The sequence below is a fragment of the Arthrobacter sp. PAMC25284 genome (assembly GCF_019443425.1).
Lineage (GTDB): Bacteria > Actinomycetota > Actinomycetes > Actinomycetales > Micrococcaceae > Arthrobacter > Arthrobacter oryzae_A.
Map to the genome: position 1 here is coordinate 865,147 of NZ_CP080382.1, position 18,501 is coordinate 883,647.

The following is an 18,501-nucleotide window of genomic DNA, read 5'->3' on the forward strand; positions in this document are numbered from 1 at the left end:
AAGGAAACCCCATGAAGAAATTTCACAGGCCCAAACCCGCGACCGACCCACAGTCACGCTACCGCCGGCACCGGCGGCTCGTCCGGTTCGGACAGGTCCTCATGGCCGCCGGCGCGCTGGTCGCCATCGGCCACTGGATCGCCCACCTGGCCCCGGCCGGACAAGGCCCGAGCATCACCCAGGATATCCTCATCGGCTACCCCACCGGGGGCCTGCTGATCCTCATCGGGGCCGTTATCGCCGGGCGCACCGAGACGAAGAAACGCTGAGCATGCCGCCCTGGGACGTTGTCCTGACCGCGTGGACTGTGAACTGGCCGGCCGTGGTCTTCCTGGTCCCCGCCGCTGTACTGTATGCCCGCGGCCTCCACGCCGCCGGGCGCCAAGGAATCCGCTGGCCGTGGCGGCGAACACTGACGTTCTACGTCCTGGGGCTGGGGAGCTTCGCGGCGCTCAGCTTCGGCTTCACCGGCGTCTACAGCCACGACCTGCGCTGGGCCTTCACCCTGAAGATCACCGCATACCTGTTCATCGTCCCGCTCCTCGTTACCGCGGGCAAGCCCCTGACCCTGGCCAGGGAGACGCTGGGACCGGCCGGGGCGGCACGGCTCCAGTCATTTCTGGGACACGCGGTGATGCGGGCACTGAGCAACACCGTCGTCGCCGCGCTGCTGGGCCTGGGATTGTTCACCCTCTTCCTGGCACCGCTGTTCCATCCCCTCCGGACCGACCCGCTCTGGGACGCGGCCCTGACCATTCTGGTGCCGCTGACCGGGATGCTGATGGTGGTGCCGATCATCGAAGAGGAGTCGACCAAGGCCGTCAGTGCGCTGATCATCGTCGAATTCATCTACGTGTTCATCGAACTCGTCGCCGATGCCGTTCCCGGGATCATGATGCGCATCAGCCCGCAGATCCTGGACGGGGCAACACAGGCCCTGACCGGGCATCCGGGCTGGCTGCCCGGGGCGTTGCGGGACCAGCAGCTCGCCGGTGACCTGCTGTGGTTCCTGGCCGAAATCGTCGACGTGCCGCTGATCATCCTGATGTTCGTCCGGTTCGCCCGCAGCGACCGGAACGAAGCGGCCTCCTTCGACAACCTCACCGATGATCAGCTGGAGGCGCTGAACCGCGGCCACCTGAGCGGCCCGCACGCACGCCGCGGTGCCTGGTGATGCGTAAAGTCCTCCCGGGCCCGGATTTTTCGGAGAGCCGCGGCCGGCCAGCTCAGATGAACGCGGCGGGATTGGCCGTTTGGCCGTTGAACATGACCTCGAAGTGGAGATGGCAGCCGGTGGAGTTCCCTGTCGTCCCCACGCCGGCGATCACTGCGCCCCGGGCGAGGACCTGCCCGAGGGAGACACCGATGCTGGACAGATGGTTGTACGTGGTTTTCAGGCCGTTGCCGTGGTCCAATGAGTACACCTAATCATGGATTCAGTTGTTGATGTACTATCGGTTGTATGCAGACAGTCACGCAGTCATCGGTTCTTGCCCAGTGCGGGTTTGCGTTCTCGGATCCCACCCGGGCCAGGGTTCTGTTGGCGCTGCGGGACGCGGCGGCGTATCCGAGCGAGCTGGCTGATCTGATCGGTGTGAGCAGGCAGAGCCTGTCGAATCATCTTGCGTGTCTGCGCGGTTGCGGTCTGGTTGTCGCGGTCCCGGAGGGGCGGCGGATGCGTTACGAGCTGGCCGATTCGAGGCTGGGGGAGGCGTTGACGAACCTTCTTGGTGTTGTTCTGGCGGTTGATCCGGCGCAGTGCACCGACAGCGCCGGTGCGGGGTGCTGCTGATGGGTGCCGGCCAGGTTCAGGCCGGAGTGGTGGCTGGCCGGCAGTCGATTCTTGCCCGCAGGATCCGGTTGCTCGTGGCAGCGACGATCGCCTACAACGTGGTGGAGGCCGTCGTCGCCATCGGCGCGGGAACGGTTGCTTCCTCCAGTGCTTTGATTGGCTTCGGGCTGGATTCGGTGATCGAGGTTTCCTCGGCGGCCGCGGTCGCCTGGCAGTTTTCCGGCCGTGACCCGAAGGCGCGCGAAAGGACGGCGCTGCGTCTGATCGCGGTCGCCTTTTTTGCCCTGGCCGCCTTCGTCACCATCAGTGCGGTGCTCTCGCTCTCCGGTGCCGGGGAGGCGGAGCATTCAACGGTCGGGATCGTTCTGGCCGCGGTCAGCCTGGCGGTCATGCCGTTCCTGTCCCTGGCGCAGCGGCGCGCCGGCCGGGAGCTGGGTTCGCGCTCGGCTGTCGCCGATTCACGCCAGACCCTGTTGTGCACGTACCTCTCAGGTGTTCTGCTGCTGGGGCTGGTGCTCAACAGCGCCCTGGGCTGGTCTTGGGCTGACCCGGTCGCGGCGCTCGTCATAGCAGCGGTGGCACTCAAGGAGGGACGGGATGCCTGGAAGGGTGAGAGCTGCTGCACGCCTGGCCCGACGGCGTCCGAGCCCACGCCCGGGCACCTTCCTTCCACGCCGGACCTCGCGCCCGCCCTGTCGCTGACGACGTCCGGTGCCCGGCCGCTGACTCTGACTACGAGGACCGCCGCGGACACTGGGGGTTGCTCCTGCTGCCACGCCAACGTGATCCGCACAGCTGCGACAGAACTGCGACATCAGGACTGAGCAGGGGCGGGCAAGAAACTTCCGTTCCCTGCCGTGAACGGCTTTGCTGCCCGGCCCCTGGCCGATAGCGGCCACCGGGAGCCGGACAACGCTGCCCGCCGTTCGTCTCCCGGGCCCCGCCGTGCGGACGGCTGCCCTGGCGGGTCGGCTGCGCGGCGCCAGTCTCTCCGGAGCGGTGGGTCAGCCCTGGCGGGCCTTCATCCGGGGATTTTTCTTGTTGATGACGAAGGTGCGGCCGCGGCGGCGGACAATCTGGGCTCCCGGGATTTTTTTCAGTGCCCTCAGTGAGTTGCGTACTTTCATGATGTGCTCCTTTGTGGTGTTTCGGTTGCTTCGTTCAGGTCAAAAGGATCAGGGAACGAGTCTGTGCCGGTGGCCATTTCCGCCTCGGTGAGCTCGCAGGCCGTCAGCAGCGAGGCGATTTCGGCGGCGTCGACGTCATCGCCGGTGACGGCCAGCACGGTTCCGCGGTCCCCGAATTCGGGATGCCAGTCCAGCACGGCGTCGGGACCGGGCCCCGGGGACATGAACGGGAGGCCCTTCCGCCCCGCCTGCCAGGGGCCCGTGTTTTCCAGCCATACCCGCGGGCCGATGCCCTGGACGGCGATCCTGCAACCCGGGGCCGATGCCACCCAGAGCCGGCCGCGCAGCCAGCATGAACCTTCGGCGATGGCGGCCAGGGCGTGGCGGAAACGCTCCGGATGCAGGGGCCGGACAATCCGCTGCACCACCGTAATGAAGGGCGAGGAGGATTCCGCCGGGACACGCACCGAGCCGGGCACGGTCCGGGCTGTTGCCTCTGCCAGGTTGTGCCGGCCGGCCCGGACGTCGCCGGCGCTTTCGGTCACCGCCCCGTGCGGGGCGATCTCCTTGATGAGCTGGACTCCCCGGGTCCGGGCTGCCGGGTCCACCGGCACGAGGGCCGGATCGGCCAGCAGGACCGTGTCGTTGAAGGAGAGTTCGCCCATCAGGAATTCCCCCGGTGTCCGGTCATCGTCCGGCACCGGGGTGAAACCGGATTCGAACAGGGTGTGGCGGTCCCAGATCTGGTCCTCCACCGCATCCGGTGCGCAGGCAAGCACTACTGAGTCAATCGTCACCGCGGCGCCGAGGCCTCTGAGCAGCGCGTGCACGGCCGTTGCCGAGGCCACCGCGGGCGGCAGACCCAGAATAATCCGCGAACCCCGCGCCAACAGCCGGCTCACCGTGGGCACGACATCCAGGCGCACGGTGCAGCTCAGGCAGCCATGTTCCAGCGTCGATTCCTCCCGCTCCACGCGCCGGCCCTCCCGGAAAACCCGCCGGATCACCAGTCCGTCTTCGAGCAGGTCATGAAAAACGACAAGGGCGCCGGGTGACTCCGCGGCGAGGGCGGCGCACACCTGCTGCCGGCAGAAAACATCCAAAGAACTCACAACGGTCACATGCATGAACGCCAGCCTATATGCGAAGGATTCTCATTTGCAAAAGGCTGACCATGCTGCCTCCCGGCCTTCAATGAGATCTTTACCCCGTCGAAGTATCAACGTATGTTTATGTATTGATGATGACTGACGAGCAGACCCTGATCCGGACCGCTGAGCTGTTCAAGGCGCTTTCGACCGCTTCGCGCCTGCGCATTCTCTTTGTCCTGTCCGGGGAACCGTCATCGGTCAGCACCCTGGTGGCGGCAACACAGCTGTCCCAGCCGCTGGTTTCCCAGCACCTGAAAACGCTGCGGGGAAACAATTTGGTCACCGTCACGCGTACAGGCAAGGAAGCACTCTACGCCCTGGCCGATGACCACGTGGCCCACGTCATCCGCGACACCATCGCCCACAGCCGGGAACCGCACCACGGCAGCCAGGCCGACTGACTGCCCTTACAAAAGGAGTCATCATGACCGAGGAAGTCAAGGCAGAACACACCCTCGCCGAGCACACGCACGGCGCGGATGACTGCAACCACGAAACCGTCCAGCACGGGGACCACGTCGATTACCTGCACGACGGCCACCGCCACGCCGAGCACGAAGGCCACTACGACGAACACGACGATCCGGCCGAACACACAGCCCGGGACCACCGCCACGGCGCGGATGACTGCAACCACGAAACCGTCCAGCACGGGGACCACGTCGACTACGTCCACGACGGCCACCGCCACGCCGAACACGGCGACCACTACGACGAACACTGAGTCCCCCCCGGACGCCGGGGAACATTCCGGCGCCGGGCCACCAACCCGGGCACCCCGGCTGACCAAATTGACAATGATTCTCATGTAAATGAGAATCAATCTCATGAAAACCCGCACCCGCTTTGCTCTTGCCATGCCCCTTTTGTCCGCCCTTTCCCTGAGCGCCTGCGCTTCCGGGGCTCCGGCGGAAACGTCTGCCTCGGGCACGGCCGGGGCGGACGGTGCGCCACTGACGGTGATGGCGTCCTTCTACCCGCTGCAGTATGTGGCCGAGCAGGTGGGCGGGACTCTGGTGAAGGTCGAATCCCTGACCCCGCCCGGCACCGAACCGCACGACCTCGAACTCTCCCCTGCCTCTGTAGCATCGCTGGAGAACGCGGCCGCCGTGGTGTATCTCTCCGGATTCCAGCCCGCCGTCGATGACGCCATCAAACAGGCGTCCCCGGCGAACGTTGTGGACGTGTCCGCCGAAGCGAACCTGGAGGCCGGCCACTCAGAGGCAGGGGAATCCGAAGAAGCCCACGCCGGCGAGGCAAAGACCGGCGGGATGGACCTGCACTTCTGGCTCGATCCGGACCGCCTGGCCAAGGCCGCCCACTCAGTCGCCGCTGAACTCGGCGAGGTCGATCCCGGCAACGCTGCCACCTACAAGGCCAACGCCGAGGCCCTGACCGGGAAACTGACGGCACTGGATCAGGACTTCAGCCAGGGGCTGGCGACCTGCACGACCCGCACCGCCGTGGTTTCCCACGAGGCCTACGGCTACCTGACGAACAAGTATGAGCTGAAACAGGTGGGCATTTCCGGTCTGGAACCGGACACGGAGCCCTCACCGGCCCGTCTGGCGGAAATCGGCACGGTCGTCAAGGATGAAGGGGTGACCACCATCTTCACCGAGACCCTGGTCAATCCCAAGGTCGCCGAAACCCTCGCCGCGGACCTGGGCATCAAGACCGCGGTCCTGGACCCGCTCGAAGGCCTGGTAGATGACAGCCTGGACTACGAGAAGGTCATGCGTCAGAACCTCGAAGCACTGCGCAGCGCGCTGAGCTGCTCCTGACCCCCGTGCCTGCCAGCCCTTTCCCCGTCAACCCGGTACCCGCTGTCCCGGCCCCGATCCGAACACGGCAACTTTCCGTCTCCGTGGAAACCGGCACCATCCTGCACGGCATCGACCTGACGGTTGCTGGCGGGGAGGCGGTGGCGCTGCTCGGTGCCAACGGGTCAGGCAAATCAACCCTGGTCAAGGCACTGGTCGGCATTGTGCCGGTCACCTCCGGCAGCGCCGAAATCTATGGCGCCGACGTCACCGCCGCACGCCGGTCCGTGCCCTGGGCGCGGATCGGCTACGTGCCGCAACGGCTGGGGCCCAGTTCCGGTGTGCCGGCCACGGCCGTGGAAGTCGTGGCCTCCGGGCTGCTGGACAACCGGCGTTTCCGCCCGGGCCGCGGTGCCCGCCGCAAAGCGCTGGAGGCTTTGGAACAGGTCGGACTGCTGGACCGGGCACACGAGAGTGTGCAGGTGTTCTCCGGCGGCCAGCAGCAGCGCGTCCTCATCGCCCGGGCCCTGATACGCGAGCCGGACCTGATGATCCTTGATGAGCCGCTGGCCGGAATCGACCAGGCCTCCAAAGAGGCACTCGCCCGCACCCTGACCGGCATGCAGGCAAAGGGCACGACTATCCTGGTGGTTCTGCATGAACTCGGAGAACTCACCGGCATCATCGGCCGCGCCGTCGTGCTGCGCCACGGCCGGGTTATCTTCGACGGCCCGCCCCCGCCCGCGGCTCCGGGACACGATCACCCCGGACACGACCACGTGCACGCCCACGCGGACACACCCCCGCCCGGACACACAGTCCCTGACCTGCGTTCGGAGTGGTGATGGGTTTCCTTGACGCCATGGTGACCATGCTCTCCAGCCCCTTGATGCAGCGCGGGCTCATGGTCGCGGTGCTGGTCGGCATCTCAGCACCGGTGATGGGCACCTACCTGGTGCAGCGCCGCCTGGCCCTGCTCGGTGACGGGATCGGCCACGTCGCCCTGACCGGTGTCGCGATGGGCTGGCTCGCCGGCAGCGTCGCGGGACTCACACCCCATGACCTGCTGGCCGTGCCCGGGGCCGTCATCGCCGCCGTCATTGGCGCCGTGCTCATCGAACTGGTCCGTGAAAAGGGCAAAACCAGCGGAGATGTCGCCCTAGCCCTGCTCTTCTATGGCGGGATCGCCGGAGGGGTGCTGCTCATCGGCGTTGCCGGGGGCACGTCCGCGAACCTGACCGGTTACCTCTTCGGTTCCATCTCCACCGTCACGGCACTGGACGTCTGGCTCACCGCCGGCCTGGCCGCGCTCATCCTGGGCATAGGCCTGGGCCTTCGTCCGGCCCTGTTCGCACTGAGCCATGATGAGGAGTTCGCCCGCGCGACAGGCCTACCCATCCGGACCCTGAACATCCTGGTGGCCGTGCTCGCGGCGCTGACCGTGTCCGTCTCCATGCGGGTCGTCGGGGTGCTGCTCGTCTCGGCCCTGATGATCGTGCCCGTGGCCATCGCCCAGCTGACGGCCCGGTCTTTCCGTGCCACGATGAGCACCGCGATGGCCATCGGGGCAGTAGTCTGCGTCACCGGCCTGTCCATTACCTACTTCCACCGGCTCTCACCCGGGGCAACCATCGTGGTCCTCGCGATCGGCGTCTACGCCGCGGTCGCCATAATCCGCCCGCTGATCAGGCGCCCGAAACGGAGCAGTGATCCCCACCTGGACGCCGAGGACGACGTCCGCCTGCGCGAGGAGGCCTAGGAGTGGAACGGCGGACCCGGCAGCGTTCGGCCCTGGAGGAGCTGCTGGGGCGGAACACAGGGTTCCGCAGCGCCCAGCAGCTGCACACCATGCTCCGCGATGAGGGCGAACCGGTATCCCTGGCCACGGTCTACCGGCTCCTGCAATCCATGGCCGGCGACGGTGAGGTGGACGTGCTCCGCAGCCAGGAGAGCGAGAACCGGTACCGGCGCTGCCACCGCCAGGAACACCACCACCACCTGGTCTGCCGCCACTGCGGACACACCGTGGAAGTCGCCGAAACCACAGTCGAACGCTGGGCCGCCCGGACAGCACGCCAACACGGCTTCGCCGCCGTCACCCACACCCTCGAACTCCTGGGCACCTGCACCGCCTGCTACACGACTCCGGCAACTGCCACCCGATCAGGCAACGAATAAGCTGAGTCCAGACCAAAAGATCGGACGGCAAGGCCGGTCCATTTGCGCGGTACACGCCTGCACGATTCGACTGCGGCGCTCCGAGTCACCGGAAGCCAGATCGACCTCTTCACCGGCACAGTGTTTCCCCTGGACGAAGAGGTGGACTTCAGCTTCACCATCCGCCTCGACATCACCCCGCCACCATCAGCGTCTCTCCCCTACTGAAGTACTAGGCGCACACACGCCTCCCAGTGCAACGGCACGGCCAAACAATATGCCTCATTAGACATCGTGTCCAAGGGCAGCAAGTGAACGACCCCGCACGAAGGGTCGCTTTTGACCCTTGGCTAGCGCCTCGCACCCTTCCCCCAGCTTCCCGGGCTGCACCCTGCGACAAATAGCGCTGTGAGAACGCCGCCATTCACCGCCGAAAGTCACACCCCAGCACTAGAAAGCAGGGTCCTCACGGACGCACATTTTGTCCTATAACCCTGTTTTGTGATGGTTAGGGACTGTCCGATAAACGGTGTGTGGGTCCGGCCGGTTTTCATTATTGAGTGGTTCTTTCGAACCGGCCGGCGAAGCTGATCGCGAACGCGTTCAGCGCCGGCTTCCACCTCATCATCCAGCGTGCCCGACCGCCGCCGGTTGGATCAAGAGATCTGGTGACGAGGTACAGGCATTTCAGGGCGGCGGTTTCGTTCGGAAAGTGCCCGCGGGCCCTCACAGCCCTTCGGTAGCGGGCGTTGATCGACTCGATTGCGTTCGTTGTGCAGATCACCCGCCGGATCTCCACGTCGTACTCCAGGAAGGGCACGAATTCAGCCCACGAGGCTTCCCAGAGCCGCACGATGGCCGGATATCGCTGCCCCCACTCGGCGGTGAACTCGGCGAACCGGTCCCTTGCCGCTTGCTCGGACGGGGCCGTGTAAACCGGCTTGAGCGACTTGACGATCCCGTCGCGGTGCTGGCGTCCGGCGTAGCGGAAGCTGTTGCGGATCAGGTGAACGATGCACTGCTGCACGACCGTTCGCTCCCACGTGTTCGTAATCGCCTCCGACAGGCCCTTGAGCCCGTCGCAGACCGCGATCAACACATCTTCCACGCCCCGGTTCTTCAGCTCGGAGAATACCTGCAGCCAGAAGCGGGCACCCTCGCCACCGTCGCCGGCCCCAGATGCCCAGAATCTCCCGCTCCCCGTTCACGGTGACGCCCATAACGACGTAGAACGGGGTGTTGCGCACCTGCCCGTCACGGACCTTGACCACGATCGCGTCAACGAAGAGCACCGGATAGATCGGATCCAAAGGCCGGGCCGACCATTCGGCCAGTTCCCCGGCGACCTTCTCCGTGATGCGGCTGATGGTGTCTTTGGAGACCCTGGCACCTTTGTTGCACCCTGGGAAGAGGAAGAAGACGATGATGGAACACCCGCGTAGGGTTCCCTCCTCGATTCTCAACCCCGCATCGCGGACTTTGAGCGGCGGTGCGGTCTGATGCCGGCCAGGACGGACAGTGCCAGCTGGCCCAGCCCGGTCCCGGCCCAGGCGAAGCGGCGTCCACTGCATCGGTGGGTCAGGGCTTAGAGTGGGCGGCATGGGCAGTCGACGAATCAGTGCGTCCACGGTTGGGGTCGTGCTGCTCGCGGCATCGCTCTGGCCCGCCCTGCACTTTTTTTCGGGCCGGGTGTGCCGCTGGCGCCGGGGCGCGGGGGCGCCGCGCCGCGCCGGGCGTCTCGGGGTGCGAGTGTTCGGTCAGGGCAACCCCGTGCTCGTGCTGCTGCCGGGCATCGCGGCGAGCCAGGCCTACTTCGGGGCAGCCTATGACCGGCTCGGCGAGGTCGCGACGGCGGTCGTGATCGACCCCCTCGGCTTCGGCTCCTCCATGGATGCCAGCGCCGGCACCGACTCGTTCGCCCTCGAGGAACACCTCGCCGCCGTCACCGGCGCCCTCCGCGCACTCGACCTCGACGGGCGCCCACTGCACGTGGCCGGCCATTCGATGGGCGCGTCGCTCGCGATCCAGTGGGCGGCGGCGAGCCAGGGCGACATCCGCACGGTAATTGCGTTCGATGCCCCCCTGTTCCGAACCCGGGCTGAAGCGGACGAGCGGGTGCAGCACATGGGCTGGTTCGAGGCGCTGCTATCGACCGGCCCGTTCGCCCACGCGGTGTGCGCGTGGATGTGCCGGCACCGCTCCGCCGCCTCCGTGCTCGCCGTCGCGCTCAACCCGACGATGCCGGCGGCCATCGCCAGGGACGGCGTCAAGCACACCTGGTTCTCCTACATCCAGAGCTTCGAGGCGCTCGTCGCGGCCGACACCTGGACCGGAGCGGTCGCCGCCCTGTCCGGCCGGGGCGTGCCGGTGCTGCTCGTCGACGGGGAGAGGGATCCGGTGCCGGTCCCCGGACGCGCCCGCGCGCTGGCGGCGGAATTCGCGTCCGTCACCGCGCGCACCCACCGCGGCGGGCACGACCTCCCCCTCGCCTCACCCGGCTGGTGCTCCGACCTGCTCTACCGGCAGATCGCCGCGGCCTGAACCCACTGCTCCGCATCGCCGAGCAACGATAGGGACGAACGATGACCTGTGTCCGCCGCCTCTTTGGCCGAGGTAGCTTTGGCCTGGGCGGTCGGCGTTAGGCTGGGCTCATGCGAGTCGAACCAGCCGTGATAGAACGAATGACCCGAACCCGCTCTCAGGATCCGGCCAGCGTGCCCCGGGAGGTGGCAGGAGAAGCGGATTTGGTGGTGGTGGACACGACATGGGGAGAGCTGCAGCCGCTGCAGAGCGCGCCCGGGGTAGTAACCCTCGGCGAGCTAGAACTCCTGAAATCGCTCAGCGGCGGCGCGGTCCTGATCGACAGCCGTGTGCCTGGTTCCAGAGCCGGGATCACGATTCCAGGCGCAGTCAACATCCCCCACGACCGGATCCTGGAATCCAGGGACCAACTCGACCCTTCCCGGCTGAGCGTGTTCTTCTGCAACGGCCCGCAGTGCCCGCAATCACCGGCGGCCGTCCGGGCGCTGGTGGAAACCGGGTATCCGGCCTCCGCTCTGGCATATTACCGGGGTGGACTGCACGACTGGGTCGCCCTGGCCATGCCCACGGAACGGGTCACCTGACCGCCGGCGCCCGTCACGGCGCCGGGGTCAAAGACGACCGCGCACCGGGCGCTGGCGAGCCGCGATCAACCGAAAACCAAGCCGCGGAGGGCGTTTTTGTGGCCCGCGCCGGTTCCGGCCGGCCGCTTAAGGTCCAATACGACGGGGCCATGACTGGCAATCTCTGCAACGGTCCCGCCACGAACTGCCACGACTCCCGAGGCGTTCGTCAGGACACCGGCCCCATGCCACAGGAACGGAGAAGAACAATGATGGACGAATACGGTTCGACGATGGGCTCCACGTGGCTGTTCTGGCTGCTCCTGGTGATCGGTATTGTCCTGCTGGCGATCCTTGCCGTGCGGTTTTTTTCCGGCAGGATCACCCGACCCGGGCCCGGCCGAGGTCCTGGGGCGGGCCCAGGCCCTGACGGCCCCGGCGCTATGGGCGCGACTGCCGCCCGACGGATTTTGGACGAACGGTACGCCAAGGGGGAATTGAGCGCGGAAGAATACCGTGAGCGGCTTAGAGTCCTCGGGGATGAGGCCTGATGCGACCTCTCAGCCGCCGCAGTGCCTTGATGCTGGGAGGGGCCGGCGCTGCGGCCGCAGCGACGGGCGCGGCGGGATTGCTCTGGGACCAGGGCATGGGGTTCCAGGCCGCCGGTGGGCTGGACCTGAGTGAGCCGCAGGCCCTGCGCAGCGCCGATGGCCGGCTTCAGGTGAAGCTGTCGGCGGCCGCGGGGCGTGTGTCGATCGCGGGCAGGGACGCCACTGCGCTGTCCTATAACGGGTCCGTGCCCGGCCCCACCCTGTTCCTGCAGCCCGGGGACCGGGTGAACGTGACGTTGGAGAACGGGTTGGCGGATCCGACCAATCTGCACGTCCATGGGCTGCACGTCTCCCCGCAGGGGACCAGCGACAACGTGCTGGTTTCGGTCGAACCCGGGACGTCGTTCAACTATGAGTACCGGCTGCCGGCGAACCATCCTCCGGGCGTGTACTGGTACCACCCGCACCACCACGGAAGCGTCGCCGACACGATCTTCGGCGGCCTGTACGGGGCGATCATCGTCCAGGACTCCCAGCCCGTGCCGGTCACCCGGGAACGGGTCCTTGTCATCTCCGACATCTCCCTCACCGGGGGCGGTTCCATCGCCGCCGTGTCGGCGATGGAGAAAATGATGGGCCGGGAAGGTGCCCTGGTCCTGGTCAACGGGCAGCTGACCCCGGTCCTGGCCGCCCGGCCGGGCGAGCGTGAACGGTGGAGGGTCATCAATGCCTGCACCTCCCGGTACCAGAAGCTGCGCCTGGACGGCCAGGACCTGCAGCTGCTGGGCCTGGATTCCGGCCGCTACCAGAGTCCCCGGGACGTTGAAGAAGTAGTGCTGGCCCCGGGCAACCGGGCCGACCTGCTCGTGACCACCGCGGCCGGGACCGCCATACTACGCACCCTGCCCGTGGACAGGGGGAGCATGGGGTCCGTTATGGGCGGCAACAACGGTAGCGGGCAGTCCCGGCCCGGCCCGGACGGGACCATCCTGGCCACCCTTTCCGTGACCGGCTCACCGGCTGCTGCGCCGGGGCCGGTCCCGGCGCAGCAGCCGCCCCGGGACCTTCGGTCCGCCCCGGTGACCGCCCGGCGGGAACTGGTCTTCGCTATGGGCATGGGTATGAACGGCGGTGGGATGGGGTCGGGGATGATGAGTTTCACCATCAACGGCAGGCCATTTGACCCGGCAAGGGTCGATACCACGGTCCCCGCCGGCGCCGTCGAGGAATGGACCCTCAGGAACACCAGCCCGATGGACCATCCCGTGCACCTGCACGTGTGGCCGATGCAGATCATCGAACAGGCCGGCCGGCCCGTGGATAGCCCCGTGTGGCAGGATGTGGTCAACGTCCCGGCCCGCAGCAGCGTCCGGGTCCGGATCGCTTTCGATGACTTCACCGGGAAAACCGTCTATCACTGCCACATCCTGGACCATGAGGACAGCGGCATGATGGGCCTGATCGAAGTCCGGTGGCGCAGTGGCCCCACAGTCCTTTGCATGAATGAGAAAACCGATGAAGGAGCACAACAATGACCTACGCACACACCATCACCGTCGCGCTGCCCTACGCAGAAGCGGTAAACCGGACCCGTGAAGCCCTCTCGGGGCAGGGTTTCGGTGTACTCTCCGAAATCGATGTCCGCGCCACCTTCGAGGCCAAGCTCGGGTCCGACGCCGGGCAGGGCCTGGGTGACTACCTCATCCTGGGCGTCTGTAATCCTGCCCTGGCGCAGAAAGCTCTCGCCGCGGACCCGGACATGGGACTGCTGCTGCCCTGCAACGTCGTGATCAGGCGCGGACCGGACAACTCCACCACCGTCATCCAGACCATCGACCCGCAGACCATGGTGCAGCTTAGCGACGCCCCGGCCGTCTCCGAAGTCGCCTCGGACGCCGATCACAGGCTCCTCGCAGCCCTGAAGGAACTCGAAACCGCCTGAGACCCGGCCCACATGCGGGGACGGTCCGCCCGCGGAGAGAACGGGCACGGCCGAACGCGGCATGGCACCGGAACCCGCCGGCCACTGCGCGGTGACGGCCGGACTATTCACGCTATGCCTGGCTCAGCCGGGGCCTTGTTGGCGGCTCTTGACTGGGCCTGGTGCGGTGTTTCGCACGGCCAAAGTCCAAGAGCCTGGAATCATCGAGATCGAAAGGAATCGACGCAGCCTCAACAGCGCCGGTGTCCTTGACCACGGCTCGTAGTCATGTTTGGGAGACCAGGCTAAAAATTCGAGAGCAAGGATTCCACCCACAATGAGGGAACCAAAAATGCTCGATGAATTCACAAGGAACAATCTAAATAAGCAAGGATTTGGAAGTCTTGATGAGGACGCCAAGTCTTGCTATGCGTGGCCCCTGCGATTCACGCCGGGAGTGGGCACCGTCCTGATCGTTGTCGGATTGACTTTGCAGTCGCCCACTTTTCTTGGGCTTGGGGCAATCGTTCCACTTACCGGAGTACTATTCCCCCGCGGGATGATTATAGATCTGGTTTACAATTTTGGCGTCCGACATCTATTTCATGGGCCAGCGCTCCCGCCCACGCCGACACCACGACGGTTTTCGTACCTGCTGTCCACCGTGCTGCTGACGGGCTCGGCCTTGTCCTTCTATTACGGGTTATCAACGTTGGGATTCATCCTAGGAGGAGCGGTCGCTCTAGGGGGCTTAATGCTCACCACCACCCATTGGTGTCTCGGGTCGTGGATCTACAGATTACTTTTCCGGCATTCAGCGGCGAGGTCGTAACTACAGGAGCATCAACGCGGCGCGGTATCTTCACCATTACCTCATCAGCGCGCACTCACCCGGCAGTGCCCGGATTCTAACCCGCATCCGGTGCACCGACGGCCGGTTCCTGGCCGGTGGCGGGGGCCGGGGGCGGGCTGATGCGTCCCAGCAAAAGACTCGTATGCGCCCTGCAAAGCCTCATCGCGCGCCAGCGCGCCCTGCCTCAGTCGGGGATTCGGCTGAGGACTGGAGCGCCCCTTGGCGGCTCTCCGTGGTTCGTGGTGAATTTGGGCTCGTCTCTTTAGGCGAGAAGAGCCCGTAGAAACGAAACCGGCCTGCACCGCACCGGCGATGCAGGCCACCCACACCAGGGATCGGCTGAGGAAAGTTTTCATTTCCGTCGCTAATTAGCGCACTGTCCTCACGTTCTGCACACCCCAGCATCCCACCGAAAAACGCGCTTCCTGCGCGTCAGCCCCGTGGGTGATGGACGCGAAGGGCGTGCGACGGCACGTATCCACCTGTCATCTCAAGAAGCAGAACGATGGCATGCCCCGGGTGCTGGCGATGCAGGTCAGAGCGGCGTGGTGGGTCCCTCTCTTGGTGCCAGGTCAGGGCGCCGCGTATCAGTGCTGGCAGGTCATGTACCCGGTCGATAGGGGCGCGGGCAGGGGCGCGGCCATGCTCTCGGGCAGACCCAGCCTGGTTAGGCATCGCCTCGGCCGTTAGGCCGGGGCTGCGAACCTGGCGGGGGCGGGCAGCCGTCTCATGGACCAAGGACCCTGTTGTCCCGACCCGGAACAGGCAATAGTGGAAGCGGGGCAGCAGTCGCCGACGAGTTGAAGGAGATCCACATGATGTACGGATGGTATGGCGATGGGGGCATTCTCGGCTGGGTGGTCATGGCAGTGATGATGCTGTTGTTCTGGGGAGGGGTGGCGGCCGTGGTGATTCTTCTGGTCCGCAGCGGACGGGCCGGCGTGGGGGGCCACTCCGGGTCCTCGCACCCCCCGTACGATGACCCGGAGCGGATCCTCAACGAACGCTTCGCCCGCGGGGAGATCGATGCGAACGAGTTCAATGAACGCCGCATGGTTCTTCGAAACAAGCCATGAAGGCTCTGAGCCGCAAAACGCATTTTTTATTCGGTGCCGCCGTCGCTCTTGTCCTGACTGCCCTGTCCATGCTGGCTGTGGTTTTCATGAGCGGCGGGACGAACCCGGGTGGCTACGCGTTTCCGGGAGCCTCCCGATGCACGGCGCCCGACCTCCCCGGTACGGTCATCAACGTCACGGCCTCCGACATGGGAGGTGCCATGATGGGCGGTTCCGCGATGATGCGCGGCAGCATGCTTCTGACCGCAGACAGGACCACCGTGGCCGGCGGCAAGGTGTCCTTTTTCGTCACGAACGTGGGAAACATCCCTCACGAAATGATGATCGTCCCGCTGGCAGGTACCCAGATCGCAGGAACCCGCCCGGTTGGCCGGGACGGCAGAATCGATGAGAGGGGCAGTTTGGCTGAGGCCGCCGCCACCTGTGCCGAAGGCGAAGGCGACGGGATTCTCCCGTCTGCGGCCGGATGGATCACCCTTGATCTTGCGCCCGGAGAATATGAACTGTTCTGCAATCTCCCGGGGCACTATTGGGCCGGGATGTACACCCGGCTCACAGTCACCTAAACCATCAAGACCCGACACGGCCTGGACGCCGGAGCGCGGACGAGGCCGGCGATACGCACGATATCCTCCATACCCGCCACTTGGACCGGCCGAAGGTATATCCGGGAAGACCTGAGCCGCAGGTCACGGACGGCGGCACCAGGCCAACACCGTTCAGTCCGGCTATCAGGGAGCGCCGGCCGGGTTTGTCCGGCAGTTCTTAACCCCGGTCGCGCACGCCCCTCTACCGGGCCCCGTATTAAGACGGATTCGTCGTTAGGACATTAGTGTCTTCGAACGAGAGTAGTTCCCAGCCCCTGCAGGCCTCCCACCGGCTGCACCGCCGAGGACCATGACCGGCCCGGGCAGGAATGGACGGAGGTTTCAGCGTGTGGAGTCGGTCATGTCTCAAGTGCGGGAGTGTTGCCCATCGTCGGCCTTGTCACTCTGATCGCGGCGTCGGACGGCCCACCATTGGGCAAGGAAGATCGTCAGGGACAAGGCTGCGGCCACGGCCAGCGTGAGTAGATCCTGGCCTGCCTTGACGGTAATGAAAGCGGTTAGAACAACGACGTCGAGGGTAATCGCGACTACGGGTACCCATCGTCTGGCGCCGATGTCCTGGTGCAGGTGGCGGATGACGCCGAGGTGGACGGCGATGTCCATGCTGATATACAGCAAGGCCCCGAGGGACGCTATCTGGCTGAGGTCAAAGAAGACCGTCACGATGATCGCCAGGCCGGCCGTGATCAGCAATGGCTGGTGCTTGATCTTCTCCGGGAGCCCGGGTGCCTGCTTCATGTCCTGAAGCATCGCGTAAAGCCTGGACACCGAATAGATGCTGGCCAGCAAACCCGAGAGCGTCGCCACGACGGCGAGGGCGATCGTCAGGCCCACTCCCCAGGCGCCGAAGAGCGGCTCGGCAGCCCGCGCCAGGGCGTAGTCCCTGGATTCAATGATCTGCGGGACGCTCAGGCTTCCGGTAACGGACACCGTGAGCAGCAGATATATGACCGCGCACAGGGCCAGCGAGATGATGATGGACCTGCCGATGTTCTTCTTCGGTTCCTTAATGTCACCGCCCTGATTGGTGATGGTGGTGAAACCCTTATAGGCCAGGATGCACAGCGTCGTCCCCGCGAGGAACCCGATGATGCCCTCCTGCGGCGGTTCGCCCGAGCCGCCGGTGAGCGCAGCTCCCAGCGAGGACCACCCCGCCGCCAGAAGGCCAGCGATGGCCAGCGCCGCGATACCAAGGATCTTGGCCGCGGCCGTAACGGTCGCGGAACGCTCCACCAAAGTATTCCCGAAGATATTCACCACGGCAGCAAGAGCGATCGCGGCCACGCCCAGAGCCGGGACCAACAGCGGAGATTCCTGCAAGCCAAAGGGACGAAGCATGTAGGTGCCAAAGGTCCGCGCCAGGAGACTTTCCGCGACCACCATGGAGACATACATAAACAGCGAGAATGACCCCGCGATGATGCCGGGCCCGAACGCATCCTTGAGCAACATGGCGATCCCGCCGGAGGAAGGGTTGGCCCCGGAGTACTTCACGTACGAATAGGAACTGAATGCGACAATGATTGCGCCGGCGAGAAAGGCCGCGGGCACCAACCCGCCCGCGAGTCCGGCGACCTGGCCTACAAGGGCGAAGATCCCCGCCCCGACCATGACCCCGGTCCCGAGCGAGACGGAACCGGCAAGGGACAACTTTGGGGAATCTTCAGCCATGGCAACGAGTCTAACCATGACACGGAAGCGCCCGCTTCCGTGGGGGCGCAGCCTGCTCGGAAGGGGACCGGCGCACAAACTGGTTCCGCAGCGGTCCCAAGAGTGGACCACGCCGCCGCCGAGATCAGGACGGGCCGACCCCGTACACAGCCAGCGTTCCAGCGCACCAATGTTCCCTGACCTTTTGGCCGAGGGTCCGGCTTTCACCACCGGACACACTTGCAGAATATACCCCCCTGGGGTATCTTGGGGATGTTGACAGTGAAGTGGTTTGTCCAGGCCCTGCAGATTCCGCGGGCCGTTACAGCCGTTCAACCCCAGCACCCCATCACTTCTCCTCGGATAGGAACAAGCTGACATGTGCGGAACCGACACCCGAACCGAACTCCCCTTGATCACTCCGGAGCAGTCCGGCTGCGGCTGCTGCTCAACCCAGACCGCAGCACAGACGCCCGCCGCGGCTGACGGATCCGTGTACGAACTCGGGGGCCTCACCTGCGGGCACTGCGCCCAAACCGTTGAAAAAGCCGTCACCTCCGTGGATGGGGTGGAAGCCGTCACCATCGAGCTCGTCGCCGGGGGCACATCCCGCCTGACAGTCGCCGGGACCGCCAGCAACGCTTCGATCCGGGACGCCGTGACCGGCGCCGGATACAGCTTCTCAGCCAGCGAGTAACCCGCAACACACCGTAGAGTGTCAGGTCTCCAGGGCCGCCGCCGCTGGAAG

At 65.7% G+C, this 18,501-nt stretch carries 23 protein-coding genes and 2 pseudogenes; 20 read left to right on the plus strand and 5 right to left on the minus strand.

What is annotated here, in order from left to right; all coding sequences use genetic code 11:
• Positions 1–11: 11 nt before the first annotated feature.
• Both KY499_RS04070 and KY499_RS04075 read left to right on the plus strand, forming a co-directional pair.
• Entirely contained in the window at positions 12–269 is a 258-nt protein-coding gene (locus tag KY499_RS04070) for a hypothetical protein (protein WP_219886277.1), read from the plus strand.
• Between the two features lie 2 nt (positions 270–271).
• Positions 272–1,174, plus strand: a complete 903-nt coding sequence (locus KY499_RS04075) for a cytochrome c oxidase assembly protein (protein WP_219886278.1) — start codon at positions 272–274, stop codon at positions 1,172–1,174.
• Positions 1,175–1,226: 52 nt separating this feature from the next.
• Here KY499_RS04075 and KY499_RS04080 read toward each other — a convergent pair.
• Positions 1,227–1,415: pseudogene (locus tag KY499_RS04080) on the minus strand (M23 family metallopeptidase); the annotation flags it as partial.
• A 47-nt stretch (positions 1,416–1,462) separates the two neighbouring features.
• Between KY499_RS04080 and KY499_RS04085 the strand changes: the two are divergent.
• Both KY499_RS04085 and KY499_RS04090 read left to right on the plus strand, forming a co-directional pair.
• The gene (locus tag KY499_RS04085; RefSeq protein WP_219886280.1) at positions 1,463–1,792 is read left to right on the plus strand and encodes a helix-turn-helix transcriptional regulator; all 330 of its coding nucleotides are present in this window, start codon (positions 1,463–1,465) and stop codon (positions 1,790–1,792) included.
• Entirely contained in the window at positions 1,792–2,616 is an 825-nt protein-coding gene (locus KY499_RS04090) for a cation transporter (RefSeq protein ID WP_219886281.1), read from the plus strand. Before KY499_RS04085 ends, KY499_RS04090 begins: the two co-directional genes overlap by 1 nt.
• A gap of 180 nt (positions 2,617–2,796) precedes the next feature.
• Here KY499_RS04090 and ykgO read toward each other — a convergent pair whose 3' ends face one another.
• Complete coding sequence (ykgO, locus tag KY499_RS04095) at positions 2,797–2,919, minus strand: type B 50S ribosomal protein L36 (RefSeq protein WP_011693081.1); 123 nt, start codon at positions 2,917–2,919, stop codon at positions 2,797–2,799.
• Positions 2,916–4,031, minus strand: a complete 1,116-nt coding sequence (locus KY499_RS04100; RefSeq protein ID WP_308813079.1) for a GTP-binding protein — start codon at positions 4,029–4,031, stop codon at positions 2,916–2,918. The genes ykgO and KY499_RS04100 overlap by 4 nt, the downstream gene beginning before the upstream one ends.
• 131 nt (positions 4,032–4,162) lie before the next feature.
• Between KY499_RS04100 and KY499_RS04105 the strand changes: the two genes are divergently transcribed.
• The 7 genes from KY499_RS04105 to KY499_RS04135 all read left to right on the plus strand — a co-directional run bounded on the left by KY499_RS04105 (position 4,163) and on the right by KY499_RS04135 (position 8,218).
• Positions 4,163–4,471: a helix-turn-helix transcriptional regulator gene (locus tag KY499_RS04105; protein WP_219886283.1), complete on the plus strand. Its 309-nt coding sequence runs from the start codon at positions 4,163–4,165 to the stop codon at positions 4,469–4,471.
• Between the two features lie 23 nt (positions 4,472–4,494).
• Positions 4,495–4,794: a hypothetical protein gene (locus KY499_RS04110; RefSeq protein ID WP_219886284.1), complete on the plus strand. Its 300-nt coding sequence runs from the start codon at positions 4,495–4,497 to the stop codon at positions 4,792–4,794.
• An 88-nt stretch (positions 4,795–4,882) separates the two neighbouring features.
• A complete protein-coding gene (locus KY499_RS04115; protein ID WP_258190958.1) occupies positions 4,883–5,854 on the plus strand; it encodes a metal ABC transporter substrate-binding protein in 972 nt (323 codons plus the stop codon).
• A 5-nt stretch (positions 5,855–5,859) separates the two neighbouring features.
• Complete coding sequence (locus tag KY499_RS04120; RefSeq protein ID WP_219886285.1) at positions 5,860–6,678, plus strand: metal ABC transporter ATP-binding protein; 819 nt, start codon at positions 5,860–5,862, stop codon at positions 6,676–6,678.
• Complete coding sequence (locus KY499_RS04125) at positions 6,678–7,592, plus strand: metal ABC transporter permease (RefSeq protein ID WP_219886286.1); 915 nt, start codon at positions 6,678–6,680, stop codon at positions 7,590–7,592. The genes KY499_RS04120 and KY499_RS04125 overlap by 1 nt, the downstream gene beginning before the upstream one ends.
• 2 nt (positions 7,593–7,594) lie before the next feature.
• Entirely contained in the window at positions 7,595–8,011 is a 417-nt protein-coding gene (locus tag KY499_RS04130) for a Fur family transcriptional regulator (RefSeq protein WP_219886287.1), read from the plus strand.
• A gap of 42 nt (positions 8,012–8,053) precedes the next feature.
• Entirely contained in the window at positions 8,054–8,218 is a 165-nt protein-coding gene (locus tag KY499_RS04135; protein ID WP_219886288.1) for a hypothetical protein, read from the plus strand.
• 325 nt (positions 8,219–8,543) lie between these two features.
• On the opposite strand, the pseudogene KY499_RS04140 reads toward KY499_RS04135, so the two are convergent.
• Positions 8,544–9,381: pseudogene (locus tag KY499_RS04140) on the minus strand (IS256 family transposase); the annotation flags it as partial.
• 208 nt (positions 9,382–9,589) lie between these two features.
• Here KY499_RS04140 and KY499_RS04145 point away from each other — a divergent pair.
• The 8 genes from KY499_RS04145 to KY499_RS04180 all read left to right on the plus strand — a co-directional run bounded on the left by KY499_RS04145 (position 9,590) and on the right by KY499_RS04180 (position 16,061).
• Positions 9,590–10,531, plus strand: coding sequence for an alpha/beta fold hydrolase (locus tag KY499_RS04145; RefSeq protein ID WP_219886289.1), 942 nt, complete (start codon positions 9,590–9,592; stop codon positions 10,529–10,531).
• Between the two features lie 110 nt (positions 10,532–10,641).
• A complete protein-coding gene (locus tag KY499_RS04150) occupies positions 10,642–11,115 on the plus strand; it encodes a rhodanese-like domain-containing protein (RefSeq protein WP_219886290.1) in 474 nt (157 codons plus the stop codon).
• Between the two features lie 248 nt (positions 11,116–11,363).
• Entirely contained in the window at positions 11,364–11,645 is a 282-nt protein-coding gene (locus KY499_RS04155) for an SHOCT domain-containing protein (RefSeq protein ID WP_219886291.1), read from the plus strand.
• Positions 11,645–13,180, plus strand: a complete 1,536-nt coding sequence (locus tag KY499_RS04160) for a multicopper oxidase family protein (RefSeq protein ID WP_219886292.1) — start codon at positions 11,645–11,647, stop codon at positions 13,178–13,180. The genes KY499_RS04155 and KY499_RS04160 overlap by 1 nt, the downstream gene beginning before the upstream one ends.
• Positions 13,177–13,587, plus strand: coding sequence for a DUF302 domain-containing protein (locus tag KY499_RS04165; protein ID WP_219886293.1), 411 nt, complete (start codon positions 13,177–13,179; stop codon positions 13,585–13,587). Before KY499_RS04160 ends, KY499_RS04165 begins: the two co-directional genes overlap by 4 nt.
• A gap of 331 nt (positions 13,588–13,918) precedes the next feature.
• On the plus strand, positions 13,919–14,398 hold the full coding sequence (locus KY499_RS18700) for a DUF4395 family protein (protein WP_219886294.1): 480 nt from the start codon (positions 13,919–13,921) through the stop codon (positions 14,396–14,398).
• A gap of 836 nt (positions 14,399–15,234) precedes the next feature.
• Positions 15,235–15,495 carry an SHOCT domain-containing protein gene (locus tag KY499_RS04175; RefSeq protein WP_219886295.1) on the plus strand — a complete coding sequence of 87 codons (261 nt, stop codon included), beginning with the start codon at positions 15,235–15,237 and terminating at the stop codon, positions 15,493–15,495.
• The gene (locus KY499_RS04180; protein ID WP_219886296.1) at positions 15,492–16,061 is read left to right on the plus strand and encodes a sulfocyanin-like copper-binding protein; all 570 of its coding nucleotides are present in this window, start codon (positions 15,492–15,494) and stop codon (positions 16,059–16,061) included. The genes KY499_RS04175 and KY499_RS04180 overlap by 4 nt, the downstream gene beginning before the upstream one ends.
• A 387-nt stretch (positions 16,062–16,448) precedes the next feature.
• Here the strand turns inward: KY499_RS04180 and KY499_RS04185 are convergent, their stop codons facing one another.
• Positions 16,449–17,774 carry an APC family permease gene (locus tag KY499_RS04185; protein ID WP_219886297.1) on the minus strand — a complete coding sequence of 442 codons (1,326 nt, stop codon included), beginning with the start codon at positions 17,772–17,774 and terminating at the stop codon, positions 16,449–16,451.
• Positions 17,775–18,132: 358 nt separating this feature from the next.
• Here KY499_RS04185 and KY499_RS04190 point away from each other — a divergent pair, with 358 nt between their 5' ends.
• Complete coding sequence (locus KY499_RS04190; protein WP_219886233.1) at positions 18,133–18,450, plus strand: heavy-metal-associated domain-containing protein; 318 nt, start codon at positions 18,133–18,135, stop codon at positions 18,448–18,450.
• The last annotated feature ends 51 nt before the right edge of the window (positions 18,451–18,501 follow it).